General features: G+C 61.9%; 23 protein-coding genes, 1 tRNA gene and 1 pseudogene. 11 read left to right on the top strand and 14 right to left on the bottom strand.

The window, feature by feature from the left end; translation table 11 throughout:
- Positions 1–30: 30 nt before the first annotated feature.
- On the bottom strand, positions 31–1884 hold the full coding sequence (locus PG899_RS04510; RefSeq protein WP_077095721.1) for a methyl-accepting chemotaxis protein: 1854 nt from the start codon (positions 1882–1884) through the stop codon (positions 31–33).
- Between the two features lie 146 nt (positions 1885–2030).
- Between PG899_RS04510 and rraA the strand changes: the two genes are divergently transcribed.
- Positions 2031–2516: a ribonuclease E activity regulator RraA gene (gene rraA, locus PG899_RS04505; RefSeq protein WP_005306574.1), complete on the top strand. Its 486-nt coding sequence runs from the start codon at positions 2031–2033 to the stop codon at positions 2514–2516.
- A gap of 270 nt (positions 2517–2786) precedes the next feature.
- Here the strand turns inward: rraA and PG899_RS04500 are convergent, their stop codons facing one another.
- The 3 genes and pseudogenes from PG899_RS04500 to PG899_RS04490 form a co-directional block, all read right to left on the bottom strand.
- Positions 2787–3461: a 7-cyano-7-deazaguanine/7-aminomethyl-7-deazaguanine transporter gene (locus PG899_RS04500; RefSeq protein ID WP_011707785.1), complete on the bottom strand. Its 675-nt coding sequence runs from the start codon at positions 3459–3461 to the stop codon at positions 2787–2789.
- A gap of 132 nt (positions 3462–3593) precedes the next feature.
- Positions 3594–3897, bottom strand: a pseudogene (locus PG899_RS04495) (DUF3630 family protein).
- A 10-nt stretch (positions 3898–3907) separates the two neighbouring features.
- The gene (locus tag PG899_RS04490; RefSeq protein ID WP_077095744.1) at positions 3908–5335 is read right to left on the bottom strand and encodes a protein adenylyltransferase SelO; all 1428 of its coding nucleotides are present in this window, start codon (positions 5333–5335) and stop codon (positions 3908–3910) included.
- 103 nt (positions 5336–5438) lie between these two features.
- On the opposite strand from PG899_RS04490, the gene PG899_RS04485 reads away from it, so the two are divergent.
- Entirely contained in the window at positions 5439–5738 is a 300-nt protein-coding gene (locus tag PG899_RS04485; RefSeq protein WP_017409746.1) for a c-type cytochrome, read from the top strand.
- A gap of 65 nt (positions 5739–5803) precedes the next feature.
- Here the strand turns inward: PG899_RS04485 and recQ are convergent, their stop codons facing one another.
- Positions 5804–7639: an ATP-dependent DNA helicase RecQ gene (gene recQ, locus PG899_RS04480; RefSeq protein ID WP_077095722.1), complete on the bottom strand. Its 1836-nt coding sequence runs from the start codon at positions 7637–7639 to the stop codon at positions 5804–5806.
- A 133-nt stretch (positions 7640–7772) separates the two neighbouring features.
- Here recQ and PG899_RS04475 point away from each other — a divergent pair, with 133 nt between their 5' ends.
- Positions 7773–8237 carry a thioesterase family protein gene (locus PG899_RS04475; RefSeq protein WP_029306122.1) on the top strand — a complete coding sequence of 155 codons (465 nt, stop codon included), beginning with the start codon at positions 7773–7775 and terminating at the stop codon, positions 8235–8237.
- 124 nt (positions 8238–8361) lie between these two features.
- The gene (locus tag PG899_RS04470) at positions 8362–8889 is read left to right on the top strand and encodes an AbiTii domain-containing protein (protein WP_011707791.1); all 528 of its coding nucleotides are present in this window, start codon (positions 8362–8364) and stop codon (positions 8887–8889) included.
- Between the two features lie 349 nt (positions 8890–9238).
- Here PG899_RS04470 and PG899_RS04465 read toward each other — a convergent pair.
- From PG899_RS04465 to PG899_RS04425, 9 genes are all read right to left on the bottom strand, one after another.
- Positions 9239–9315: transfer RNA gene (locus tag PG899_RS04465), tRNA-Pro, on the bottom strand.
- Between the two features lie 147 nt (positions 9316–9462).
- Complete coding sequence (locus PG899_RS04460) at positions 9463–10173, bottom strand: MOSC domain-containing protein (RefSeq protein ID WP_077095723.1); 711 nt, start codon at positions 10171–10173, stop codon at positions 9463–9465.
- 45 nt (positions 10174–10218) lie between these two features.
- Positions 10219–11061, bottom strand: coding sequence for an ABC transporter permease subunit (locus PG899_RS04455; RefSeq protein WP_011707793.1), 843 nt, complete (start codon positions 11059–11061; stop codon positions 10219–10221).
- Positions 11058–11963, bottom strand: a complete 906-nt coding sequence (locus PG899_RS04450) for an ABC transporter permease subunit (RefSeq protein WP_017409743.1) — start codon at positions 11961–11963, stop codon at positions 11058–11060. Before PG899_RS04450 ends, PG899_RS04455 begins: the two co-directional genes overlap by 4 nt.
- A complete protein-coding gene (gene potA, locus PG899_RS04445; RefSeq protein ID WP_011707795.1) occupies positions 11960–13114 on the bottom strand; it encodes a polyamine ABC transporter ATP-binding protein in 1155 nt (384 codons plus the stop codon). The genes PG899_RS04450 and potA overlap by 4 nt, the downstream gene beginning before the upstream one ends.
- Positions 13115–13189: 75 nt before the next feature.
- Entirely contained in the window at positions 13190–14251 is a 1062-nt protein-coding gene (locus PG899_RS04440; protein ID WP_219255756.1) for a polyamine ABC transporter substrate-binding protein, read from the bottom strand.
- A 141-nt stretch (positions 14252–14392) separates the two neighbouring features.
- Complete coding sequence (locus PG899_RS04435; RefSeq protein WP_016352333.1) at positions 14393–15490, bottom strand: polyamine ABC transporter substrate-binding protein; 1098 nt, start codon at positions 15488–15490, stop codon at positions 14393–14395.
- A 54-nt stretch (positions 15491–15544) separates the two neighbouring features.
- Positions 15545–16906: an aspartate aminotransferase family protein gene (locus PG899_RS04430; protein WP_011707798.1), complete on the bottom strand. Its 1362-nt coding sequence runs from the start codon at positions 16904–16906 to the stop codon at positions 15545–15547.
- A 187-nt stretch (positions 16907–17093) separates the two neighbouring features.
- A complete protein-coding gene (locus tag PG899_RS04425; RefSeq protein WP_011707799.1) occupies positions 17094–18425 on the bottom strand; it encodes a glutamine synthetase family protein in 1332 nt (443 codons plus the stop codon).
- Positions 18426–18893: 468 nt separating this feature from the next.
- Here PG899_RS04425 and PG899_RS04420 point away from each other — a divergent pair, with 468 nt between their 5' ends.
- The 7 genes from PG899_RS04420 (at position 18894) to PG899_RS04390 (ending at position 24418) form a co-directional block, all read left to right on the top strand.
- Complete coding sequence (locus tag PG899_RS04420; RefSeq protein ID WP_010635769.1) at positions 18894–19280, top strand: TraR/DksA family transcriptional regulator; 387 nt, start codon at positions 18894–18896, stop codon at positions 19278–19280.
- 170 nt (positions 19281–19450) lie between these two features.
- A complete protein-coding gene (locus PG899_RS04415) occupies positions 19451–20308 on the top strand; it encodes a hypothetical protein (protein ID WP_077095724.1) in 858 nt (285 codons plus the stop codon).
- A gap of 51 nt (positions 20309–20359) precedes the next feature.
- A complete protein-coding gene (locus PG899_RS04410; RefSeq protein ID WP_077095725.1) occupies positions 20360–20806 on the top strand; it encodes an Mpo1 family 2-hydroxy fatty acid dioxygenase in 447 nt (148 codons plus the stop codon).
- 21 nt (positions 20807–20827) lie between these two features.
- Entirely contained in the window at positions 20828–21307 is a 480-nt protein-coding gene (locus PG899_RS04405) for a CreA family protein (RefSeq protein ID WP_029302329.1), read from the top strand.
- Positions 21308–21384: 77 nt separating this feature from the next.
- Complete coding sequence (locus PG899_RS04400) at positions 21385–22374, top strand: 2-hydroxyacid dehydrogenase (RefSeq protein WP_024945568.1); 990 nt, start codon at positions 21385–21387, stop codon at positions 22372–22374.
- Positions 22375–22465: 91 nt separating this feature from the next.
- Positions 22466–23845, top strand: coding sequence for a molecular chaperone (gene yegD / locus PG899_RS04395; RefSeq protein ID WP_077095726.1), 1380 nt, complete (start codon positions 22466–22468; stop codon positions 23843–23845).
- Between the two features lie 153 nt (positions 23846–23998).
- Complete coding sequence (locus tag PG899_RS04390) at positions 23999–24418, top strand: META domain-containing protein (protein ID WP_016352339.1); 420 nt, start codon at positions 23999–24001, stop codon at positions 24416–24418.
- The last annotated feature ends 36 nt before the right edge of the window (positions 24419–24454 follow it).

Here is a 24454-nt window from a genome sequence, read left to right as displayed (position 1 = left end):
TATGGCTCCCTTGTTCATTCGGCGCGGCCGCTACACCCGATATTTGGCCACCGCCTGGTTGAGCAGCTTGGCCTGCTCGGTCAGGCCGTGACTCGACTTGGCGTTCTCCTCCGCCATCAGGCTCGACTCCTGGGCGATGTCGCGGATGTTGTTGACGTTGCGGTTCACCTCGTTGGCCACCAGGCTCTGCTGCTCGATGGCGGCGGCAATCTGGGTGCTCATGTCCATGATGTGGGTGACGTCATGGGTGATCTGCTCCAGCAGTTCGCCCGCCATGCAGGCCTGCTCCGAGCTGCTGTTGCCCTGCTCGCGGCAGGTTGCCATCATGCCCACTATGTTGCCGGTCTGCTTCTGCAGCGAGCTGATGATGCCGGCGATCTCCTGGGTCGACTTCTGGGTGCGGATGGCGAGGCTGCGCACCTCGTCCGCCACCACCGCAAAACCGCGCCCCTGATCCCCCGCCCGCGCCGCCTCGATGGCCGCGTTGAGCGCCAGCAGGTTGGTCTGCTCGGCGATGCCGCGGATCACGTCCAGCACAGAGCCGATGGTTTCGCTCTCCTGCTGCAGCTGGGCCACTTCGCGGGAAGAGTTCTCCAGGTTGTCGGCCAGGGAGCGGATCTGGCTGACGGTGTTCTCCACCGCACTGCGCCCCTCCATCGCCTTGTTGTTGGTGGTCTGGGCATTGTTGGCGGCCTGCTCGGTGTTGCGGGCAATCTCCTCTATGGTGGAGCCCATCTCGGTGGAGGCGGTCGCCACCATGTCGGTCTCCTGCAGCTGGCGAGCGGCCCCCTCACTGGTGCGGCGCACGTTGCCGGAGAGGTGATCCGCCGCCTCGGTCAGGGTGTGTACGCTCTGTTTCACGTCGCCGATGAGGTGGCGAAAGCCCCCCAGCATCACGTCCAGATTGCCTGCCAGCTGGGCCATCTCGTCCGCCCCCTGCAGCTCTATCTTGAGGCGCAGGTCGTTGTCCTGCCGGATGCGGTTGACGGTGTCGTTCACCCGCGAGATGGGGCGGTCGATGCTGCGGCCCAGCAGCATGCTCATGATGCCGATCAGCACTATGATGATGCCGCCACAGACCAGCATCAGGGTATTGAGGCGCGAGGTCTGCCGTACCAGCTCGTCGGCGATGTGCTTGCCGACGGCGGTAAAGCCCTGCTCGGTCTGATGCACCAGGCCCCGCATCTCATTGCGCAGCCCCTCATCTTCACTCAGCCCCAGCACTTGCATGCCCTGCACCAGCGCGACGAAGTCCTGCCGGTACTGTTCGCTGGCCTGCTCCAGCTTGCCGCGATCAGCCTCCGGCAGGGTTGCCAGCCGCTGCTGGAAATCCTTGTGCAGGGTCTGAAAGCGTTCCAGATACTGGATGTCGGAGCGCAGCATGAAGTCTTTCTCCGCCCGCCGCAGTTGCAACATGGTGATGAGCAGACCCTGTTCATCCAGCTGCTTGAGCCCCTCTTCCACCTGATGCACCGCCGTTCTCAAACGCCCGTAGAGGCCGTCTTCCGGCCCCAGCCCGATGATCTGCTGCTGGGCCACCAGATCGTTGAAGGCCTTGCCATAGGCCCCCATCTGCTGATCCAGCCGGGTCAGCTCGCCCTGCACGGCACTGAGGTTGTCATCCTGACCCAGGGTCTGGTTGAGCTGGTGAAAATTGGCCAGCACCTCGTTGAAGCGGGTCACGAAGGCCGGATCCTTGCGGATCAGGAAATCCTTCTCGGCCCGTCGCAGGTTGAGCATGGCGATCTCGAGCCCGTCAACGTTGCGCTGGGCCTCGGTCAGATGGCGACTCACCTGGTTGGAGTAGAGAAACAGGCCGCTCAATACCAGCATGGCAACGGCGACCAGCGCGGTATTCAGGATCAATTTATGACGGATCAGCACGATGAACCTCTCACAAGCACGGGATGGACTGCATTGAGCTTATGCGGAAAACGTTATCCCCGTTGTTGTTCAAGGAATATTCATTGAAATGCCGGTCCCACTCCTTATACTGGATCCCACCTGTTTCCAGCGGTGGATTTGACACAATGGAATACAACACTTCAGAACTGTGCGACATCTATCAGGACATGGTGGATGTGCTCGAACCCATGCTCTGCTCCTTCGGCGGCCGCGCCTCATTCGGCGGCGTCATCACCACAGTCAAATGCTTCGAATCAAACGGCCTGATCCGTGAACTCGTCAAAGAGAACGGCGTCGGTCGGGTGTTGCTGATCGATGGCGGTGGCTCCATGCGCCGCGCCCTGATCGACAGCGAGATCGCCACCACGGCGGCCGAGAACGAGTGGGAAGGGATCGTCTGCTACGGCTGCGTACGCGAGGTCGACATTCTGGAAGACTTGGATATCGGCATTCAGGCGCTGGCAGCCATTCCGGTAGGTGCCGACAGCAAGGACGTGGGCGAGACCGATCTGCCGGTCAACTTCGGCGGTGTCACCTTCCTGCCGGACGACCACCTCTACGCCGATACCACAGGGGTGATCCTCTCCCCCGATGCACTCGACATCGAGTAAGCAGAGCAGAGTGAAAATGGGAGCCAAGGCTCCCATTTTTTATGCCCGTCGCCGGCCGAAAACACGCAAAAAAAGAGGGCCAGTAAAAACTGGCCCCTTAACTGGAAGCAATGTGAGCAATGTCGTGCCTTCACAAGAAGTCCATCACGTTGGAACGAATGAAGTCTTTCCCGGAAAACAAGGTAACAATAATCATTCTCATTTAACTTGGCAACTCTTATTTGCCAAAAATGCAAAAAAATTGACCACCCATGGGGGTGGTCAATCTCGTCAGGCTTGCCGTGTGGCCGTTTGCAGGCCGGCCAATCCGGCCTCGCCCACCAGCTTGCGGCTGAGATAACGCAGCAGCACGCCGTAGAGCGGCACAAACAATCCCAGGCTTATCAGCAGCTTGAATACGTAGTCCACGGTAGCAATCTCGACCCAGTGCTCGGCCATGAAGGGATCCGTGCTGCGCCAGAAGGCGATGGTGAAGAAAGCGATGGTGTCCACCAGATTGCCGAACAGGGTGGAGGCCGCCGGTGCCACCCACCATGCCTTGAGCAGCCGCAGCCGGTTGAACACCACCACGTCCATGAACTGGCCCACCAGATAGGCCATAAAGCTGGCCAGAGCGATGCGCGCCACGAACAGGTTGAACTCGGCCAGGTTGCCGACGCCCTGGAAGCTGCCCTCGAAGAACAGCACCGACAGGGCATAGGAGATGGCCAGCGCCGGCAGCATCACGGTCTGGATGATCTTGCGCGCCAGACCGGCACCAAAGATCCGCACCGTCAGGTCGGTGGCCAGAAAGATGAACGGGAAACTGAAGGCACCCCAGGTGGTGTGGAAGCCGAAGATGGTGATCGGCAGCTGCACCAGGTAGTTGCTGCTGGCAATGATCAGGATGTGGAACAACGAGAGGCGCACCAGCGCCGTCTGGTGCTGAGCAGGGGTCAGATTCATATTGTGACCTTTTTGGTTAATGGGGTTAGGGAACCCATACCGCCACCATTGGCGATAATTGAGGGGCGAGATTATACGCCCCCACACTGATAGTTCAATCTTTATGCGGTTGCTTGAGGCTGCTGTCCCTGCTCAGCCCTGATGCTGGCGGGCCAGCCAGAGCAGCACCTCGGCATCGGCAGGCAGCTCCGCCGGCAGGCAGCTCCGCCGCCAGCCAGCAGCCGCTGTAGTGCTCGTATTCGAGCCGAAAGCGGCTCCCTTCGAACTCCAGCAGCCAGCTGTGACGATCGGCGCCGCACTCCCGCTCGAGCGCCACCAGCTCCCACTCCTGTAACAGAGCCTCGGCCAGAGTCGGAAAGCTGTCCCAGTCGAGCGCGGAGTTGACCAGCGTCACCACCCCGGCTTCCCTGTCTGTCTGCGCGATACGCCAGTTCATCTGCTGTTCCTCAACTGCTGCAAGAGAGCTCGCCACCGCAATACCATGCCGGTTGCGGAGTAGCGAGTTCCTCGTATTCGGGTTGCTCATCATAGGGGTGCTGCAGGGCCGCAAACAGCCGCTCGAACGGTGCCATGTCGCCCTGCTCGGCAGCCTCGATCACCCGCTGAGCCAGCGCGTTACGCAGCACATACTTGGGATTGATCGCATCCATCAGCCCCTTGCGTACGCCATCCTCGCTCCCTTCCCGGGCCAGGCGCGCCCGATAGGCCTCAAGCCACCCTTGCCAGGCGGCAGGCTCCGGCAGCAGGGCCAGCAGACTGGCGGGCCACGCTCCCTCGCGCGTCACCTCACCGAGACGACGCAGGAACAGGTGGTAATCCACCCCGTGCGCCGCCAGCAGCCGGAACAGCTCGCGGAACAGCGCCGGATCGTCCTCTTCCCACACCGCCAACCCCAGTTTGGCGCGCATCAGTTCGGAGTAGTGCAGCATCAACTGGTGTTCGTACTGGGCCAGGGCCGCAGCCAGCACGTCCCCATCGACGTGGCCGGCCAGCGCCTGCGCCAGCTTTTGCAAATTCCAGTAACCCACCGCTGGCTGCTGATCCAGCGCATAGCGACCGCCCGGATCCGAGTGGTTGCAGACAAAGTCCGGCACATAGGCATCGATGAAGCCGTAGGGACCGTAATCCAGCGTCAGCCCGAGCAGTGACATGTTGTCGGTGTTCATCACCCCGTGGCAGAAACCTGCCGCCTGCCACTTGGCGATGAGCCGCGCGGTGCGGCGCACCACTTCGGCAAATAGCTCGGCACCATCGGCCAGCTCGGGGAAATGGTGGCGCAGCAGATAGTCGATAAGGGCCGGGATCCGCTCCCCCTGCCCGCTCCAGGCGAAATACTCAACGTGACCGAAGCGCAGATGGCTCGGGGCGGTACGCAGCACGGTCGCGCCCGTCTCCACCTGCTCGCGGTAGACCGGCTCCTGGCTACCCACCAGCACCAGTGCCCGGGTGGTGGGGATGCCGAGGGCATGCAGCGCCTCGGAGGCCAGGTACTCGCGAATGCTGGAGCGGAGCACGGCGCGGCCATCACCGAAACGGGAGAAAGGGGTCTTGCCCGCCCCTTTCAGGTGCAGGTCCCAGCGGCTGTCATCCGGTGCCTGCTGCTCCCCCAGCAGCAGGGCGCGGCCATCGCCGAGACGCGGGCTGTAGCCGCCGAACTGGTGGCCCGCATAGACCTGGGCCACCGGCTGCATGCCGGGCAAGGGCTGCCCATGGCCACAGCAGGCCAGCCAGTCGGCCTCGCTCACCGCCCCCAGCCCCAGCTCGCCGAGCAGCGCACGGTTGAGGTGCAGCAGGGCGGGGGCATGCAGTGACTGGGGTGCGACGGGCTCGCAGGCCCAGGGCAGTTCGGTGGCAAAAGTGTTGATCAGCTTCATGGTGGTGCGGTTCATCCCTGCGTATGCTCGTGTCACTCTTTATACCGCCGTCGGCCAGCACTGGCTAACGGACGATGCGCTATTTCATTTCAAGGAGAAGAAGATGCAAAGATGGCTGGGCGCCCTGCCCCTGTTGCTGTTGTTGTGGGGGCCGGCCCAGGCGGCCGATGTCGAGGCAGGCAAGGCCAAGGCCGCCGTCTGCGCCGCCTGTCACGGGGTCGAAGGCAGGGCTCTGATCCCCAACTATCCCCATCTGGCGGGACAAAACGCCGCCTATCTGGTGAAACAGCTGAAGGCCTTCAAGGATGGCAGCCGCAAGGAGCCTTTGATGGTGCCCTTCATGGCGCCGCTCACCGATGCGGACATGGAGAATCTGGCGGCCTATTACGCCAGCCTCAAATAACCGGCGCGCCCGGCAGACGGGCGCCCGTTGGCGACGCACCCGCCCGGTGCAACTTCGCCAACATTTTACCGACGGCAGTAGTCGATGATCAGGTCCATAAAGGCTTCGCCGAAGCGTTCCAGCTTGCGGTGACCCACGCCGTTGACCGCCAGCATTTCCGCTTCGGTCATCGGCATCAGCTGCGCCATCTCGACCAGGGTGGCATCGTTGAACACCACGTAGGGCGGCACCTCTTCATCCTCGGCGATCTGCTTGCGCAGGGCGCGCAGCTCCTTGAACAGCCGCTTGTCGTAGTTGGCGTTGTCGAGCAGGCCGTTGCGCTTCTCCTTGCGGCTGGAGATGGGCTGCAGGCGCGGCACCGCCAGATCCAGCTTCACCTCGCCGCGCAGCACGGGACGGGCCGCCTCGGTCAACTGCAGCACCAGATTGCGGGTGATGTTCTGGGTCAGCAGCCCCTTGTGGATCAACTGGCGGATCACGCTCATCCAGTACTCGTGGCTCTGATCCTTGCCGATGCCGTAGGTCGACAGCTTGTCGTGGCCGTGATCCTTGATGCGCTGGTTCAGCGACCCGCGCAACACCTCCACCACATAACCCACGCCGAAGTTCTGACCCACCCGCCAGACGCAGGAGAGCGCCTTCTGGGCATCTTCGGTGCCGTCATAGCTCTGGGGCGGGTCGAGGCAGATGTCGCAGTTGCCGCACGGCTTGTCGTTGTACTCGCCGAAGTAGTTGAGCAGCACCTGCCGGCGGCATGTCTGCGCCTCGGCGAAGGCCGCCATCACGTTGAGCTTGTACTGCTCCACCTGCAACTGCTGGGGGTTTTCGATGTTGTCGAGCAGCCGGCGCACCCGGCCGATGTCGGCGGGATCGTACAGCAGCAGCGCCTCGGCCGGGGTACCGTCACGGCCGGCCCGGCCGGTTTCCTGATAGTAGGACTCGATGTTCTTCGGGATGTCGTAGTGCACCACGAAGCGCACGTTGGGCTTGTCGATGCCCATGCCGAACGCCACCGTCGCCACCACTATCTCGATGTCGTCCTTGAGGAAGGACTCCTGAGTGCGCTGGCGCAGCTCGAGCGGCAAACCTGCGTGATAGGGCGCCGCCTTGCAGCCGTGGCGAGAGAGCCGCTCGGCCACCTCCTCCACCCGATTGCGGCTGGAGCAGTAGACGATGCCGCAGTTGCCCTTCTGGCTCTGCACGTAGCGCAGCAGCTGCTCCGCCGCCTTGAACTTCTCCACCAGGCTGTAGCGGATATTGGGCCGATCGAAGCTGGCGGTGTGGATAAAGGGGTCGTGGAGTTCCAGCCGATGCAGCATGTCGCTACGGGTCGCCTCGTCGGCGGTGGCGGTGAGCGCCACCACGGGCACCTGCGGGAACCACTGCTTGAGCCGGCCCAGCGCCGCATATTCCGGCCGAAAATCGTGCCCCCACTGGGAGACGCAGTGCGCCTCGTCGATGGCAAACAGACCGAGCGGCAACTCCGCCAGCCGGTCCATGAACTCGTGCTGCAGCAGGCGTTCAGGGGAGACATAGACGATTTTTATCTCGCCGCGCCGCATGGCGGAAAAATTCTGGATCATCTCCTCCCGGCTGAGGGCCGAGTTGATGTAGACCGCCGCCACGCCGTTGGCGCGCAGGCTGTCCACCTGATCCTTCATCAGCGAAATGAGGGGAGAGACCACTACCCCGAGCCCGGGGCGCAGCAGCGCCGGGATCTGGTAGCAGAGCGACTTGCCGCCACCGGTGGGCTTGAGCACCAGCGCATCGCGCCCCGCCACTATCTGCTCGATGATTTCGAGCTGGCCCGGCCGGAATTGCTGATAGCCGAACACCGCCTGCAGCAGGGCAAGCGGATTCTCTGGCTGGGGGTCAGGCAGGGTTTCGGCAATGGCGGTCATGGGCTCTCCTTTGGGGTCGCCATTCTAAAGCAGCCGCCGCCCACAATAAACCTGCCATTGCGACTGTTAAGGAAGTGTTGCAGACTGGCTGGAGTTTTTACTCGGTCATACTGCCAGGGATCGGACTCAAGGAATGAAACAGATGCTCAAGAAGATGGCGCTCAGTGGCATTGCCAACCTGTTCGCCGAGAGGATGCCGTTCAACAAGCTGATCGGAATGCAGGTGACGCACTACGACTTCGACAAGGTGGAGCTGCGCATCAAGATGGAGGAGAAGCTGATCGGCAACCCCTTCCACAACATCCTGCACGGCGGCGTCACCGCCAGCCTGCTCGATGTAGCCGGCGGCATGATAGTCGCCGCCTCCTGCATCGACGAGCTGGAAGACTTCTCCCCCAGCTACCTCAAGGAGCGTTTCTCCCGCCTCGGCACCATCGATCTGCGGGTGGACTACCTGCGGCCGGGGCGCGGCAACGAGTTCATCGCCACCGCCCACATCATCCGGGCCGGTAGCAAGGTCGCGGTTGCCCGCATGGAACTGCACAACGAAGAAGGGACTCATATCGCCTTCGGCACCGGCACCTACCTGGTGGGCTGAGCCAGCCTATTGCATAAAAACCACGCTGCTAATCTGATTTTAATCATTAGAAACCTTACCCCCTCTGCCGCCACCGGGTTCATACTGAAAGTCGGGATTGTGTGCAGAGGGAGGATTGCAGGCGATGAGTGCGAAACTGGCCACCAAACCATCCAGAGCCTTGTTGAGGCAGCTCGAGTCCATGCTCGACGAGGTGCAGACACCCGAGTGTCGCCACTGGCTGGAACAGGAGCTTGAGGGATACTCTCTCTGTTCGCCCCTGCCTTGGTATCGCATCATAGCCTGTCGGCAACGCGGTCACTTCTTGGACCTGAAGACGGGAAAATACCTGACTTGTCATATCAACAGTCAAACGCTAAGCCAACGCGACCTGGCCCAAATTCAGTTCATCTATGCCCGTGAACCCGCCGCCCACTATTTGCTGCAACGCAATTCCGGTATTGAGCCCTGGCCAGAACAGCTGCTGGAAGATTATCAGGAGCAGCTGATCCCCGGCCATCTATGCCTGCAAGCCTGGCATGAGCCCGTGTCTTCATTACGTGAACAACTGATGGAGGGAATCGAACATTTCATTAGTGAGTACCCCAAGCACGCGGCCTTGCAACCTCAGCACGGCTTCAAGGCATTGCGGCATCAGCACTGGCATATCTAACAGGCGCCTGGCGCGCAAGGAGGGCACCATAGACAGAACCCAACCAGAGATTGCCACAATCTAGAGTGCCGGAGTCAGGATCAGACTCCACCCTGGGCCACCGAGCGGTGGCCCTTTTATTGCCCAGCGCTGGGCAACGGAACTGACGAGATGGATGAAACAGGGTGACAGAGGAACAGAGGAACAGAGGAACAGAGGAACAGAGGAACAGAGGAACAGAGGAACAGAGGAACAGAGGAACAGAGGAGCATTGCAGTTACCCTAGCAAGCCGCCAGCCTGAATATCGCCCTCGACTTGCGCGAACGCCAAATGCGAAAAGGCCGCTCTATTGAGCGGCCTTTTCTAATGTGGTCGGTGTGAGAGGATTCGAACCTCCGACCCCTTCGTCCCGAACGAAGTGCGCTACCAAGCTGCGCTACACACCGATGTCTGCGGGACGGGAATTTACCGAAAGCCCCGACTCGACACAAGCCTTTTTTACGTTTGTAAGCAAAAAAATGGCTGTTCGCTCAACTATTCGTCAGTTCCATCCGTCCTGAGCCGTCAGCGGCCAAAAAATGGCCTGGCAACGCTTATGACGAAGCGAGCTGGAATTCGGCCGGGCCGAGCAAGCGGCGACGCCAGTCAGCGACCACACCATGCTCCAGCCAGTCTGCCGCATGCTTGCGCCAGTTGGGCGAGAGGGCCGGATTTTCCAGCAGCAACAGCAGGTCCGCCTCGTTGCGCAGCTGGTTGAACAGGATATCGGCGGTGCGCTTTACCGTGAGTTCAGGGTAAGGCCTGTCCACCAGCTCCAGCCGCTCCTGCGGCATCACCATCCCCTCTTCCAGCACCCGCAACAGCCAGCCACAGCGGCCGCTGAGCTGCATCACCTGCGACATCTGGCCATAGCCGAAACGCTGGTTGAGCTTGAAGCAGGGGGATCTGGGCTGACTTATCTGGATCAGCGCCTCGCCGAGTCGATAGACATCGCCGATGCAGGCCTGCACCTCGGTCAGCCCGACCCCGGAGAGGTTCTCGCCGAAGGCGGCCGGTTGCCAGGGTGTACGCGGGGCCGGCAGGCCCAGCGCCGTCTGCCAGTTGTGCCACCAGGGGTAGTGATCGGCGGGATAGTAGTGCAGCGCCCGATCCGGGCCGCCATGGTGGCGCTGGTCGCACTGTTCGTCGCCAGCCAGACCATTGGCACCGCACCAGAGCGGTATGGAGGTGGCTTGTTTGTGGATGGCACTGACAAGGCCGGGAACCAGTTCGGTACCCTGGCCGCTAAAGATGGAGATCCGCATTCTCATCCTCCGGATTGACGAGAGAATGCGGATCTTAACACGAGGTCAGGCGACTGCCTGCATCTGGGTGGTCATGGCGATCTCGGCGCGGCGACGTTTCTCCGCCTTGGCCATCAGATACCAGCTGCCGAAGGTGAACAACGACACCGACAGCAGGATCAGGCTGGCCACCGCGTTGATCTCGGGTTTCACCCCGAGTCGCACCGCCGAGAAGACCTCCATCGGCAGGGTGGTCGAGCCCGGGCCGGAGACGAAGCTCGCCAGCACCAGGTCATCCAGCGACAGGGCAAACGACATCATGCCGCCCGCCGCCAGCGACGGGGCGATCATCGGGATGGTGATCAGGAAGAACACCTTCCAGGGCTTGGCCCCCAGATCCATGGCCGCCTCCTCGATGGAGAGATCCAGCTCCCGCAGGCGGGCCGACACCACGATCGCCACATAGGCGGTACAGAAGGTGGTGTGCGCGATCCAGATGGTCACCATGCCCCGCTCGGCGGGCCAGCCCACCAGCTGGGCCATGGCCACGAACAGCAGCAGCAGGGAGAGACCGGTGATCACCTCGGGCATCACCAGCGGCGCCGTCACCATGCCGCCGAACAGGGTCCGGCCACGGAAGTGCGGGATCCGGGTCAGCACGAAGGCCGCCACCGTCCCCAGTGCCACCGCCGCGATGGCAGTATAGAAGGCGATCTCCAGCGAACGCAGTACCGAACCTATCAACTGCTTGTTGTCGAGCAGGCCGAAATACCACTTCAGCGACCAGCCGCCCCATACCGTCACCAGCTTGGAGGCGTTGAAGGAGTAGATCACCATGATGATCATCGGCAGGTAGATGAACAGCAGCCCCAGCCACAGCATCAGCTTGGCAAAACCAAAGCGCCTCATACTTTACCCTCCAGCTCTTTGGCCTGGTTGCGGTTGAACAGGATGATCGGAATGATCAGCACCGCCAGCATCACCACCGCCAGGGCGGACGCCACCGGCCAGTCGCGGTTGTTGAAGAACTCCTGCCACAGCACCTTGCCGATCATCAGGGTCTCGGGGCCGCCCAGCAGCTCCGGAATGACGAACTCGCCCACCACCGGGATGAACACCAGCATGCAGCCGGCGATGATGCCGTTCTTGGAGAGCGGCACCGTGATCTGCCAGAACCGGGTCAGGTTGCGGGCGCCGAGGTCGGAGGCCGCCTCCAGCAGGCTCTGATCGTGCTTGACCAGGTTGGCGTAGAGCGGCAGCACCATGAACGGCAGGTAGGAGTAAACGATGCCGATGTAGACCGCCAGGTTGGTATTGAGGATCTGCAGCGGCTCGTTGATGAGGCCGATGCCCATCAACAGGCTGTTGAGCAGGCCGTTGTTGCTGAGAATGCCCATCCAGGCGTAGACCCGGATCAGAATCGCGGTCCAGGTCGGCATCATGATGAGCAGCAGCAGAACTGTCTGGGTCTCCTTGTTGGCCCGGGCGATGGAGTAGGCCATCGGATAGCCGATCAGCAGGCAGAGCACTGTACTGATGAAGGCCATCTTGAGGGAACCGAGATAAGCCGCGATGTAGAGCTCATCCTCCTGCAGCAACAGGTAGTTGCCCATGTGCAGCAAGATGGTGAGCTGATCGTCGGCCCAGCTCACCACGTCGGTGTAGGGCGGGATCGCCACGTCCGCTTCGGCGAAGCTGATCTTCACCACTATGATGAAGGGCAGCAGGAAGAACAGGAACAGCCAGAAGAACGGGATGCCGATCACCAGCTGCCGCCCCCCCAGTGCCTTCAGTCGTCTCAATGCCATCATGATTGCAGCACCACGCCGCTGTCATCTTCCCAGTAGAGGAACACCTGGTCATCCCAGGTCGGCCGCTTGCCGTGGCGTTCGGCATTGGCGATGAAAGCCTGAACGATTTTGCCCGAAGGCAACTGGATGTGATAAACCGAATGGCCGCCCAGATAGGCGATGTCATAGACTTCGCCCTTGGTCCAGTTGAAGTCCGGATGCTCGATCTCCACCGGCTTTTGCAGGCTCATCAGCAGTTTTTCCGGCCGCAGGGCGTAGGTGACCTTCTTGTTCTCGGCGCGGGAGCTGATGCCGTGGCCCACATAGATGGGCTGCTCCAGATCGGCGCAGGCGATGGTGGCGTGGTCCTGCTCATCCTCCACCAGCAGGCCGTCAAACAGGTTGACGTTACCGATGAACTCGCACACCAGCCGGCTGGCCGGGGTTTCGTAGATGTCCATCGGGCTGCCGATCTGTTCGATGCAACCCAGGTGCATGATGGCGATCCGCTCGGCCATGGTCATCGCCTCTTCCTGGTCGTGGGTCACCATGACGCAGGTTACCCCGACCCGTTCGATGATCTCGACCAGCTCGAGCTGCATCTGGGAACGCAGCTTCTTGTCCAGCGCCCCCATGGGCTCATCCAGCAACAGCAGCTTGGGCCGCTTGGCCAGCGAGCGCGCCAGCGCCACCCGCTGGCGCTGGCCGCCGGAGAGCTGATGGGGCTTGCGGCGGGCATACTGGGTCATCTGCACCAGCTTGAGCATCTCCTCCACCCGGGCATCGACCTCTGCCTTGGGCAGGCCATCCTGCTTGAGGCCGAAGGCGATGTTCTGTGCCACCGTCATGTGGGGGAACAGGGCGTAGGACTGGAACATCATGTTGATGGGGCGTTCATAGGGCGGCATGTCGGTGATGTCGACCCCGTCGAGAAACAAGCGTCCCTCGGTGGGACGCTCGAACCCCGCCAGCATCCGCAGCAGGGTCGACTTGCCGGAGCCGGACCCGCCCAACAGGGCGAAGATCTCGCCCTTGTGGATGTTGAGGGACACGTTGTCGACCGCCAGCGTTTCATCGAATTGCTTGCTTACCCTGTCTATCTTGACCAGCACTTCTTTGCGTTGCTGGCTGCCCTCGAGGGCTTTCTTGTAGGCACTGGAGGCTATCGCCATTACCAAACTCCCAAAGGTAATACCGGCCGGGGCCGATCCATAAAACAGTCTGGCGCCCCGGGATGGGCGCCAAGGTTAGGTTCCGGACTTGATCTTGGTCCAACTCCGGGTGATCAGGCGCTGCACCGCGCGGGGATGTGCCTGCTGCACATACAGCCGCTCCAGCACCGCCTGGGGTGGATAGACGGACTCGTCATTGCGCACGTGTTCCTCCATGAACTCCCCCGCCTTGGCGTTGGGGTTCGCGTAGCCCACATGATTGCTGATCTGGGCAATCACCTCGGGCTGCAGCACGTAGTTGATGAGGGCGTGCGCCTCTTTCACGTTGGTGGCATCGGCCGGGATCGCCATCATGTCGAACCAGAGGTTGCCCCCCTCCTTCGGTATGCTGTAGGCGATCTTGATCCCCTTGCCGGCTTCGTCGGCACGGGCCGCCGCCTGCAGGATGTCGCCGGAGAAACCGGCCGCCACGCAGATGTCGCCATTGGCGAGATCGCCGATGTACTTGGAGGAGTGGAAATAGGCCACGTAGGGACGCACCTTGAGCAGCTGCTCCTCGGCACGCTTGAGGTCCGCCGGATCCTGGCTGTTGGGGTTGAGCCCCAGATAGTTGAGCGCCGCCGGGATCATCTCGTCTGCCGAGTCGAGGAAGGCGACCCCGCAACGGGCCAGTTTCTGCATGTTTTCCGGTTCGAAGATCACGGCCCAGGAGTCAATCTTGTCGACTCCCAGCACGGCCTTGACCTTGTCGATGTTGTAACCGATGCCGTTGGTGCCCCACAGATAGGGCACGGCGTACTGATGACCCGGATCCACCTTGTCTAGCTGCTTGAGCAGCACGGGATCCAGGTTGGCCAGATTGGGCAGCAGGGCGGGATCCAGCTTCTGGAAGGCCCCCGCCTTGATCTGTTTGGCCAGGAAATTGTTGGAGGGCACCACCAGATCGTAACCGGTGCGTCCGGTCAGCAGCTTGCCTTCGAGGGTTTCGTTGGAATCAAACACGTCATAGACGGTCTGGATCCCGGTCGCCCGCTGAAAGTCGCTGAGGGTGGTCTCGCCGATATAGTCGGACCAGTTGTAAAAGTGGACCACAGGGGCTGCCTGAGCCACATTTGCCAACCCCAGAGCCAGGGCCATCGTCACTATCTTGGTTGTGTGCACTTACTCAGTCCTCTTAATGTGTGATTTGCCAGTCGCGCATCCTTACGCGCCGTCCAACCTGTCGGGTGGGTCACCTCCCTCCCGGCCGAACTGCGGACCGGGAGGGGCACTCGTCACTTACTTGCCTGACTTGATCTTGGTCCAGCTACGCGTCATCAGACGCTGCACCTTGGCCGGCAGATCCGGGAAGGTGTAGATCTTGGCCAGCGTCTCGTCGCTCGGGTAGATGCCCGGATCGTTGCGGATCTTCTCGGACACCAGCGGCACGGAAGCCTTGTTGCCACTCGGGTAGCTGACGGCGTCGGAGATCTTGGCGATCACCTCCGGCTTCATCAGGTAGTTCAGGAACACATGGGCCGCTTCCACGTTCTTGGCATCGGCCGGGATGGCCAGCATGTCGAAGAAGCTGCCTGCCCCCTCTTTCGGGATCACGTAGGTCAGGTTGACGCCGTTCTTGGCCTCGATCGCCCGCGACTTGGACTGCTGCAAGTCACCGGAGTAACCGACCGCCACGCACAGGTTGCCGTTGGCCAGATCCGAAATGTATTTGGAGGAGTGGAAGTAGGCGGTATAGGGACGGATGGAGAGGAACAGCTCCTCCGCCTTCTTCAACTCGTCCGGCTTCTGGCTGTCCGGCTTGAAGCCCAGGTATTGCAGGGCAGCCGGCAGCATTTCGGTCGGCGAGTCGAGGAAGGAGACACCGCACTCCTTCAACTTGGCCATGTTTTCCGGTTTGAACACCAGATCCCAGGAATCCACCGGCGCCTTGTCACCCAGCACGGCTTTCACCTTCTCCGGGTTGTAGGCATAACCGATGGTGCCCCACAGGTAAGGAATGGAGTACTGGTTACCCGGGTCGCTCGGTTCGAGCGCCTTGAGCAACGAGGTATCCAGGTTTTGCCAGTTGGAGAGCTTGGACTTGTCCAGCTTCTGGAACACGCCCGCCTTGATCTGCTTGGCCAGGAAGGGGTTGGACGGCACGACGATGTCATAGCCCGAACTGCCGGCCAGCAACTTGGCTTCCAGCACCTCGTTGCTGTCGAACACGTCGTAGACCACCTTGATGCCCGTCTCTTTCTGGAAGTCTTCCAGCGTGTTGGGCGCGATATAGTCGCTCCAGTTGTAGACGTGCAACACCTTGTCCTCGGCCATCGCCCCGGTACTCATCATGACCAGTGCCACAGAGGCTGCAATCATTCCCGTTTTGAAAGACATCGTCCTTGTCTCCTAAGCAAATTGTATGCGCAAGCCAACCTGCCCGGCGCCCGCCTATCCCCGCAGCTTTGCCGCCGTCAGATCGAGACTGAGCCTGGCCAGATTGACCAATTCATCCACCTGTTCCTCGGTGATCACCAAGGGGGGCGATATGATCATGGTATCGCCGACAGCCCTCATCACCAAGCCATTGTTAAAGCAGAACTCCCGACAGGTCATACCGGCCTGCAGCCCAGCCGGGAAGCGGCTGTTGGTCTGCTTGTCCTGCACTATTTCCAGCGCGGCCACCAGGCCTTTGCCACGGGTTTCGCCCACCAGCGGATGGTCCGCCAGCTCCGCCCAGCGGCGCTGCAAATAGGGGCCGATGGTATCATGAACTCGCTTAACTATGCTTTCGTTTTGCATAAGCGTAATGTTGGCAATCGCCACGGCGCAGGCCACCGGATGACCGGAGTAGGTAAAGCCGTGGTTGAACTCGCCCCCCTCTTCCACCAGCACCTTGGCGACCCTGTCCCCCACCATCACGGCCCCCATCGGCAGATAGCCGGAGGTGATGCCCTTGGCCAGGCACATGAGATCCGGCTTGATGCCGAAGCCTTCGCTGGCGAACCAGTGACCGGTGCGGCCAAAGCCGCAGATCACCTCGTCGGCGATCAGCAAGATGCCGTACTTGTCGCAGATGCGCTGGATCTCCGGCCAGTAGCTGTCGGGCGGGATGATGACGCCGCCGGCACCCTGGATCGGCTCGCCGATGAAGGCGGCCACCTGGTCCACCCCCAGCGCCAGAATCTTCTCCTCCAGCTGACGGGCACGGGCCAGCCCGAATTCGTGGGCGCTCATCCCCTGCCCCTCGCCAAAGTGATAGGGCTGATCGATGTGCACGATACCAGGAATAGGCAGCCCGCCCTGGGCGTGCATCCCCTTCATGCCACCGAGGCTCGCCCCCGCCACGGTGGAGCCGTGGTAGGCGTTGTGGCGGCTGATGATCACCTGTTTGTCCGGCTGCCCCTTGCTGGCCCAGTAGTGGCGCACCATGCGCAGCACGGTATCGTTGCACTCGGAGCCCGAGCCGGTGAAGAAGACGTGGTTGAGGTGCGGCGGCGTGATCTCGGCCAGCAGGGTCGCCAGCTCGGCAGCGGGCGGGTGGCTGGTCTGAAAGAAGAGGTTGTAATAGGGCAGTTGCTGCATCTGGCGGGTGGCGGCGTCCACCAGCTCCTGGCGGCCATAGCCCAGGTTGACGCACCACAGGCCGGCCATGCCGTCCAGAATGCGCTTGCCTTCGGAGTCTTCCAGATAGACGCCCTCGGCCCGGGTGATGATGCGGCTGCCTTTCTTGTTCAGCGCCTGAAAGTCAGTAAACGGATGCAGGTGATGGCTGGCTTCCAGTTGCTGCCACTCACGGGTGGTATGCTGCATTGCTTGCTCCTCGGTTCCTTCGATTTAAGCGATGTTTGTTAGTCAGTTGATGAGGTACAGACAACTCCCCCGGTCACGGTGACGCACCGGGTGTCGTGCAGTGCCTGCTCCCCAACTGTCTCGATTCATGCGGGAGGGGCCGGCGGCCCCTCCGGGCAGGGTGATGCGCGACCGGCGCGCATCCGGGTCACACGTTCAGCAGCAGGAACTCCCGTTCCCAGCGGCTGATCACCCCGAAGTAGGTCTCGTACTCTTTGCGTTTGACCGCCACGAAGGCGCGGGTAAAGCGCTCGCCCAGCATCTCCTTGATGGGGTCGCACTGCTCCAGGTGGCTCAACGCCTCCTCCAGCGAGCGGGGCAGGCTGTAGGGCAGCTCATAGGCGCTCGACTTCATCTCCGGCAGCGGTTCCAGCTTCTCCATCATGCCGAGGTAGCCGCAGGCCAGGGTAGCAGCCAGCGCCAGATAGGGGTTGGCATCGGCGCCGGCGAAGCGGTTCTCCACCCGGCGGGCACTGGCCTCGGAGAAGGGCACCCGCAACCCGCAGGTGCGGTTCTCCACCCCCCACTGCACGTTGCGCGGCGCGCTCTCGCCAAAGGTGAGGCGGCGGTAGGAGTTGACGTTGGGGGCCAGCAGCGCGGTCACCGCCGGCGTGTATTTCTGTAGGCCGGCGATGAAGTGCATGAACAGCTCGGAGTGGCCGCCGTTCTCGGTGCCAAACAGGTTGCGGCCGTTCACATCTTCCAGACTCTGGTGGATGTGCATGGCGGAGCCGGGCTCGTCGCTCATCGGCTTGGCCATGAAGGTGGCGTAAATCCCGTGGCGGTGGGCCGCTTCCCGCATGGTGCGCTTGAACAGGAACACCTGATCCGCCAGATCGACGGCGTCGCCGTGCAGGAAGTTGATCTCCATCTGGGCGGCGCCGGACTCGTGGATCAGGGTGTCCACCTCCAGCTCCTGCGCCTCGCAGTAGTCGTACATGTCTTCAAAGATGGGATCGAATTCGTTGACCGCATCGATGCTGAACGATTGGCGGGCCGTCTCGGGGCGGCCGTTGCGCCCCACCGGCGGCACCAGCGGATAGTCGGGGTCTTCGTTGCGCTTGACCAGGTAGAATTCCAGCTCGGGGGCCACCACCGGCTTCCAGCCCTGCTTCTCGTAAAATGACAGGACCCGACGCAGCACGGAGCGCGGCGCGATGTCGATCAGCTTACCATTGATGTCGAAACAGTCGTGGATCACCTGGGCGGTCGGCTCCAGCGCCCAGGGTACGAAACGAATGGTGTTGGGATCGGGATAGAGCTGCATGTCCCGCTCCAGCGGGTCGATCATGCTGTCGTCATCCGGATACTCGCCGGTCACCGTCTGGGTGAAGATGACCTCGGGCAGGCGCATGCCCCCCTCGCGCAGAAACTTGTTGGCCGGAATGATCTTGCCTCGGGCATTGCCGGTGAAATCCGGAAACAGGCACTCCACTTCCGTGATGCGATTGCTCTCCATCCAGCCCTTGATACTGTCCATGTTAAACCCCGACTCTACGGTTGCCATTGGCAAGGGTGTCTAATATATGGAACACCCTTGTTATCAAATTGTAATCAACACCACCATAAAAGCCCGCCATCAGGGGCAATGTCAAGCGATGGTGTTTAAAAAACTATAAATAACGGCGCATATAATGACCATGGCGGGGACAAATACTAAACACCCTGGCGTGGTAACGACTCACTGCAAGCCCGGTGCCAACAAGCGTGCAGGATCCCCCATGTTCTCAGTCAGACCCTGTCTGAATCGGGTCATTTTTTTGCAAGGGCGCACAATACTTGTCCTCTTTGCTTTGCATGCCTGCATTTTTTTGGTACAAGGCCCGCCCTGATTTGCACTCTCCTGCTTGGATTTGGTGCAAATTCAGGACACAGGGCTTGGTCTGCAGGCAGACAGCCCCCATAAACAGGGATAATTGGGTTAGTAAACTGACTGGTAGTAAATCGTATGTGTGATTTCATGACTGAAGACCAACTGGCCTTTTACAAGGGACAGATCGAGCGCCAGATCCTCGAACTCGAAGATCGCCTCAACTCCCAGGCCAGCCAGGCCATCGCCACCGATACCAACGAGATGGCTGATGAAATTGACCGTGCCAGCATCGAGGAAGCCCGTCGTCTGGAGCTGAACCGCATCGAGCATGACAAGCTGCATCTGCGCAAGCTGCGTGGTGCCCTCAAGCGCATCAGCGAAGGGGATTTCGGTTACTGCGAATCCTGCGGTGACGAGATCTCCCTCAAGCGGCTGCAGGCTCGTCCCGAGTCCCGCTTCTGCGTTGAATGCCAGAGCACCAAGGAGTTCAACGATACCCACGTGTATCGTCGCGTCGCCTGACGCCTCGCTGCCTGCTCACTGTCGTGCGGCGAGCGTCGCCAGCAGGGTGGGCATGCAGGTGACAATGAGGACACCAGGCTGCTCACCCTGGCGGATCACGGCTACGCAGCAAGAGCGTGACAAGTTCTGTTAGACTCCGGGCAAGCCCGGAATCTACAGGAGAGCAGAGAGTGAAATGGTTCCTCAAACTGTGCTTGTGTCTGCCGTTGCTGGCACAAGCACAGACCCTCACGGTCAAGGTTCCCAGCCGGCCGATCAACGACCTCGATAAAGAGTACCAGCTCAAGCTGCTGGAACTGGCGCTGACCCATGCCGGCCAGCCGTTTCGCATCAAGCAGGTCGAACTCAACCTCAACCAGTACAGCCTACAGCAACAGCTGAGCAAGGGCCAAACCATCAATGTGTTCTGGATGGGTACCTCCAGCGCCCTCGAATCCTCGCTCATCGCCGTGCCGCTCCCGCTGTTTCGCGGCCTGGAAGGGCTGCGGCTCTCCTTCATCCACGCCGATGCCCAGGAGAAGTTCAACCAGATCAACTCGCTGGCCGATCTCAAGCAGCTGAAGGCGGCGCAAGGGGTGGGCTGGGCCGACAACAAGATCCTCGAAAACGCCGGCATCCCCACCTACTCGGGGCGCTACAGCAACCTGTTTCGGCTGATCAACGACGGCGACAAGCTGGACTTCTTCCCGCGCAACCTGGTGGAGATCTTCGCCGAGCGCAGCGAGCTGGTGGCGCAATATCCCAACCTGGTCATCGATCAGCACCTGCTGATCCGCTACCCCTTCGCCGAGTTCTTCTTCGTCAGCCCGGAATCCCCCAAGCTGGCCAAGGCGATCCAGACCGGGCTTGAGCGGGCCTATGCCGACGGCAGCTTCATGAAATTCTTCCGGGAGAACCCCAAGATCCGCGAGGCCCTGGCCAGCGCCAATCTCGAACGGCGAGTCACCATCTCCCTGCCCAATCCCGACATGACACCGTTGCTAAAATCCATTCCGGCCCAATATTGGGAGTATCCCCCGCAGGGATAAGAGTCGGCCACCTCAACCGGGGTGGCACCCACAGCGCGCCAGGGAGGTGCCATGAAGGGAATCGAGGAGTGGTTTGAACTGTACGACCAGAGCCACCGGCACCCGGTCAATGTGGCGATCCACAAGCTGGCGGTGCCCGGTATCTATCTCTGCGCCCTGGCCCTGCTCTGGAGCCTGCCGGCCGGGCCGCTGCCGCCGTCGCTCAACTGGGCCGCGCTGGTCGCCATCCCGGTGCTGGCCTTCTACCTGCGGCTGTCATTTGCGCTGTTTGTGGGCATGACGGTGCTGACCGCGCTGGGGCTGGTCATTTGCCACAGCTGGCAAGGCCCCTTGCTGTGGCCGGCGCTGGCCGGGTTCGGGCTGCTCTGGATAGCCCAGTTCGTCGGTCACAAGATCGAGGGCAAGCGCCCCTCCTTCTTCGCCGACCTGCAGTTTTTGCTGATCGGCCCCGCCTGGGTGCTGGCCAGCCTCTATCGTCGTTTGGGCATTCCCTACTGAGGGAAGCCAACAGGAGAGACCATGAGACATTCTCAGATCCTTGCTCGCGCCCTGCCGCTGCTGCTGGGCGCACTGATTGCCGGTCCGGCGCTGGCCGACAAGGCCGACCCCGTCGGCGAGGTGAGCACCGCCTTCAAGCTGTTTGGCCCCAACCACAAGATCCTGGTGGAGGCGTTCGACGACCCACGCATCGACGGCGTCGCCTGCTACCTGGCGCGCCCCAAGACCGGCGGCGTCAAGGGCGGACTCGGGCTGGCGGAAGATCCCTCCCACGCCTCCCTCTCGTGCCACCAGATCGGCCCCATCACCCTGCCCGCCAAGTTGAAGGCGGGGGAAGAGGTGTTCGACGTCAGCACCTCGCTGGTGTTCAAGGAGCAGAAAGTGGTGCGCTTTTACGATCAAAAGCGCAACGCGCTGGTCTATCTGACTTACAGCACCAAGCTGGTGGATGGTTCTTACAAGAGTGCGGTCAGCGCCGTGCCCATCATGCCGTGGGGCTGAATCCCCACCATTTATCCCGTGATGACGACCAACATTTGTTGTAATTTAACTACATCATTATCTGCGGAGAGCGCACCATGAGAGTCGCCGTTTTCAGTACCAAGAGCTACGACAAAGAGCACTTCAATCAGGCCAACAGCCAGTACGGTTATGAACTGGAGTTCTTCGACGTGCGGCTGGAGGCCAAGACTGCCCGGCTGGCCCACGGCTTCCCCGTGGTGTGCCTGTTCGTCAACGACGATGCCGACCGCGAGGTGCTGACTGAGTTGGCCACCAACGGCACCAAGGTGATCGCCCTGCGCTGCGCCGGCTACAACAACGTGGATCTGGCCGCCGCCAAGGAGCTGGGGCTGAAGGTGGTGCGAGTGCCCGCCTACTCCCCGGAAGCGGTCGCCGAGCACGCGGTGGGCCTGATGATGACCCTCAACCGTCGCATCCACAAAGCCTATCAGCGCACCCGTGACGCCAACTTCTCGCTGGAGGGGCTGGTCGGCTTCAACATGCACGGTCGCACCGCCGGCATCATCGGCACCGGCAAGATCGGCATCGCCACCCTGCGCATCCTCAAGGGCTTCGGCATGCGCCTGCTGGTGAGCGATCCCTATCCGAACCAGGCGGCCATCGATCTCGGTGCCGAGTACGTGGATCTCGATACCCTGTTCCGCCAGTCCGACGTCATCAGCCTGCACTGCCCGCTGTTCAAGGAGAACTACCACCTGCTGAACAAGGAGGCGTTCGCCAAGATGAAGGACGGGGTGATGATCATCAACACCAGCCGGGGCGGCCTGCTCGACTCCAACGCCGCCATCGAGGCGCTCAAGACCGCCCGCATCGGCGCGCTAGGGTTGGACGTCTACGAGGAAGAAGAAGATCTCTTCTTCGCCGACAAGTCCAACGAGGTGATCACCGATGACGTGTTCCGCCGCCTGTCGGCCTGCCACAACGTGCTGTTCACCGGTCACCAGGCCTTCCTCACCCGCGAGGCGCTGCACGCCATCGCCGACACCACCCTCAGCAACATCCGCGCCATCGACAGCCAGGGGCGCTGCGACAACGAGGTGGAGTAAACCACCGCGCAATAAGCGAGGCGCCGGGTTGTGAGACCCGGCGCCTTCGGGTAGGCTACCAGCCCTTTTTTGCTCAGGAGTCTGGCTGCCCATGTTTATCGGATTTGATTACGGTACCTCCAACTGTGCCGTCGCCGTGATGGAACAAGGCAGCCCCAGGCTGCTGAACCTGAGCGGTGCCCACTACCTTCCCTCCACCCTGCACGCCCCTCACCGGGATGCCATCGCCGGCCTGCTGGCCGAAGGGCTGGCCCCCGCCCAGCAGAGCGAGTACCTCAAGCTGCGCGGCCCCGTGGTCACCCGGGCCCAGGCGGTACGCCGCCAGATGCGCGAAGAGGGGCTGATCGACGAGCTCAGCTTTGGCGCCGCGGCGCTGGAGCGCTATCTGGAAGAGCCGGACGACGGCTACTACCTCAAGTCGCCGAAATCCTTCCTTGGCGCCTACGGCCTCAAGGCACCGCAGATCGCCCTGTTCGAAGACATCGTCTGCGCCATGATGCTGCACGTGCGGCGCGAGGCGGAGCAGCAGCTCGGCGCACCGATCCGCCGGGCCGTGGTCGGCCGCCCGGTCAACTTCCAGGGACTGGCGGGGGAAGAGAGCAACCGTCAGGCCATCGCCATCCTGAGCGAAGCGGCCCGCCTCGCCGGGTTCGAGCAGGTGGAGTTTCTCTATGAGCCGGTGGCGGCCGGCTTCGAATTCGAGGCCCGCCTGAGCGAGGATGCGGTGGTGCTGGTGGTGGATATCGGCGGCGGCACCACCGACTGCTCGGTGCTGCGGATGGGCCCGAGCCACCGCGACCGGCTCGATCGAGACGGCGATCTGCTCGGCCACAGCGGCCAGCGCATCGGCGGCAACGACTTCGACATCCGGCTGACGGTGGAGGGCATGATGCCGTTGCTCGGCATGCACGAGACCCTCAAGACCGGCAAGCCGCTGCCCCACCCGCTGTTCTGGGACGCCGCCGCCATCAACGACGTCAGCGCCCAGAGCCGCTTCTACAGCCTGGAGACCGCCCGCCAGCTGCAGGATCTGCAGCTCGACAGCCAGCCTGGCAGCAAGCTGGGCCGCCTCGCCAGCCTGCGCGCCCACAAGCTGAGCCACCAGCTGGTGTGGCGTGCCGAGCAGGGCAAGATCGCCCTCTCGACGCAGGAGTCCAATCACCAATCGCTGAGCGAGCTGGAAAAAGGGCTGGCGGCGGAGCTGACCCGCGAACAGCTGGCCAATGCCTCTGCCCTGCTGCTGGAGAAGATTGGCGAGCTAATGGATGAAGCCATCGCCGCCGCCGGCGTGCAGCCGGATCGGGTCTTCATCACCGGCGGCAGCGCCCGCTCCCCGCTGATCCAGGCCTTCATCCGCCAGAAGCTGCCCCAGGTGCCGCTGGAAGGGGGTGATGACTTCGGCTCGGTCGCCTCCGGTCTGGCCCGTTACGCCGAGCGACTGTTTGGCAACGGTCAGCCCACCCCGACCTGACCCAAATGAAATCCGGCAAAGGGTCTGTGTTGCCATTTAACGACACAGGCCCCACCCACAGGGCGACAGAAGCAGTCGGGGGCACTCCCCCTCGCCCTGCCTGAGGGCGCGCACAGAGGGTATGCTTGTCACTCCCACTACCGGAGCCCTTTCATGCCCAGATTCTTGCTACTGCTGCTCGCCCTGCTTCTGCTCAGCGCCTGCAGCAGTACTCCCCGCTTCGCCTCGCAAGACCTGCAGCACCACCACTGGGTGCTCGACAAGCTGGATGGCCAGCCCGTTGCCGCGCCGCGAGACAATCCGCCCGATTTCGAGATAGGTGAGCACTTCACCGTCAACGGCATCGCCGGTTGCAATCGCTACTTCGGTCAGGGCCACCTCGAGGGGAACAAGTTTTGGGTGACCAGTCTGGGCAGCACCGAGATGGCCTGTCTGGCCCCGCTTGATGCCGTGGAGCAGGCGGTGCTGACCACCCTCACCGAAGGTGCCACCCTGGACGGCACCACCCAGACCCTGATCCTGCAGGGCAAACGGCATCGTTTGGAATACACCCTGCGCGACTGGGTGCTCTAGGGCTCACAAACCGGCATCACAAACAGGAACATGTGC

The organism is Aeromonas sp. QDB39 (assembly GCF_027707585.1).
Classification (GTDB): domain Bacteria; phylum Pseudomonadota; class Gammaproteobacteria; order Enterobacterales; family Aeromonadaceae; genus Aeromonas; species Aeromonas hydrophila.
Note: the sequence above shows the minus strand (reverse complement) of the source record. Positions and strands in the feature narration are given on the sequence as shown.

Excerpts from the sequence above, each read along its gene's own strand:
- PG899_RS04435 (WP_016352333.1), bottom strand. The coding sequence starts at position 15,490 with ATGTCTTTCAAAACGGGAATGATTGCAGCCTCTGTGGCACTGGTCATG.
- rraA (WP_005306574.1), top strand. The coding sequence starts at position 2,031 with ATGGAATACAACACTTCAGAACTGTGCGACATCTATCAGGACATGGTG.
- PG899_RS04475 (WP_029306122.1), top strand. The coding sequence starts at position 7,773 with ATGAAACAGATGCTCAAGAAGATGGCGCTCAGTGGCATTGCCAACCTG.
- PG899_RS04405 (WP_029302329.1), top strand. The coding sequence starts at position 20,828 with ATGAGACATTCTCAGATCCTTGCTCGCGCCCTGCCGCTGCTGCTGGGC.
- PG899_RS04390 (WP_016352339.1), top strand. The coding sequence starts at position 23,999 with ATGCCCAGATTCTTGCTACTGCTGCTCGCCCTGCTTCTGCTCAGCGCC.
- yegD (WP_077095726.1), top strand. The coding sequence starts at position 22,466 with ATGTTTATCGGATTTGATTACGGTACCTCCAACTGTGCCGTCGCCGTG.
- PG899_RS04420 (WP_010635769.1), top strand. The coding sequence starts at position 18,894 with ATGTGTGATTTCATGACTGAAGACCAACTGGCCTTTTACAAGGGACAG.
- recQ (WP_077095722.1), bottom strand. The coding sequence starts at position 7,639 with ATGACCGCCATTGCCGAAACCCTGCCTGACCCCCAGCCAGAGAATCCG.
- PG899_RS04430 (WP_011707798.1), bottom strand. The coding sequence starts at position 16,906 with ATGCAGCATACCACCCGTGAGTGGCAGCAACTGGAAGCCAGCCATCAC.
- PG899_RS04460 (WP_077095723.1), bottom strand. The coding sequence starts at position 10,173 with ATGCGGATCTCCATCTTTAGCGGCCAGGGTACCGAACTGGTTCCCGGC.
- PG899_RS04440 (WP_219255756.1), bottom strand. The coding sequence starts at position 14,251 with ATGGCCCTGGCTCTGGGGTTGGCAAATGTGGCTCAGGCAGCCCCTGTG.
- PG899_RS04410 (WP_077095725.1), top strand. The coding sequence starts at position 20,360 with ATGAAGGGAATCGAGGAGTGGTTTGAACTGTACGACCAGAGCCACCGG.
- PG899_RS04500 (WP_011707785.1), bottom strand. The coding sequence starts at position 3,461 with ATGAATCTGACCCCTGCTCAGCACCAGACGGCGCTGGTGCGCCTCTCG.
- PG899_RS04400 (WP_024945568.1), top strand. The coding sequence starts at position 21,385 with ATGAGAGTCGCCGTTTTCAGTACCAAGAGCTACGACAAAGAGCACTTC.
- PG899_RS04450 (WP_017409743.1), bottom strand. The coding sequence starts at position 11,963 with ATGATGGCATTGAGACGACTGAAGGCACTGGGGGGGCGGCAGCTGGTG.
- PG899_RS04425 (WP_011707799.1), bottom strand. The coding sequence starts at position 18,425 with ATGGACAGTATCAAGGGCTGGATGGAGAGCAATCGCATCACGGAAGTG.
- potA (WP_011707795.1), bottom strand. The coding sequence starts at position 13,114 with ATGGCGATAGCCTCCAGTGCCTACAAGAAAGCCCTCGAGGGCAGCCAG.
- PG899_RS04490 (WP_077095744.1), bottom strand. The coding sequence starts at position 5,335 with ATGAAGCTGATCAACACTTTTGCCACCGAACTGCCCTGGGCCTGCGAG.
- PG899_RS04455 (WP_011707793.1), bottom strand. The coding sequence starts at position 11,061 with ATGAGGCGCTTTGGTTTTGCCAAGCTGATGCTGTGGCTGGGGCTGCTG.
- PG899_RS04485 (WP_017409746.1), top strand. The coding sequence starts at position 5,439 with ATGCAAAGATGGCTGGGCGCCCTGCCCCTGTTGCTGTTGTTGTGGGGG.
- PG899_RS04470 (WP_011707791.1), top strand. The coding sequence starts at position 8,362 with ATGAGTGCGAAACTGGCCACCAAACCATCCAGAGCCTTGTTGAGGCAG.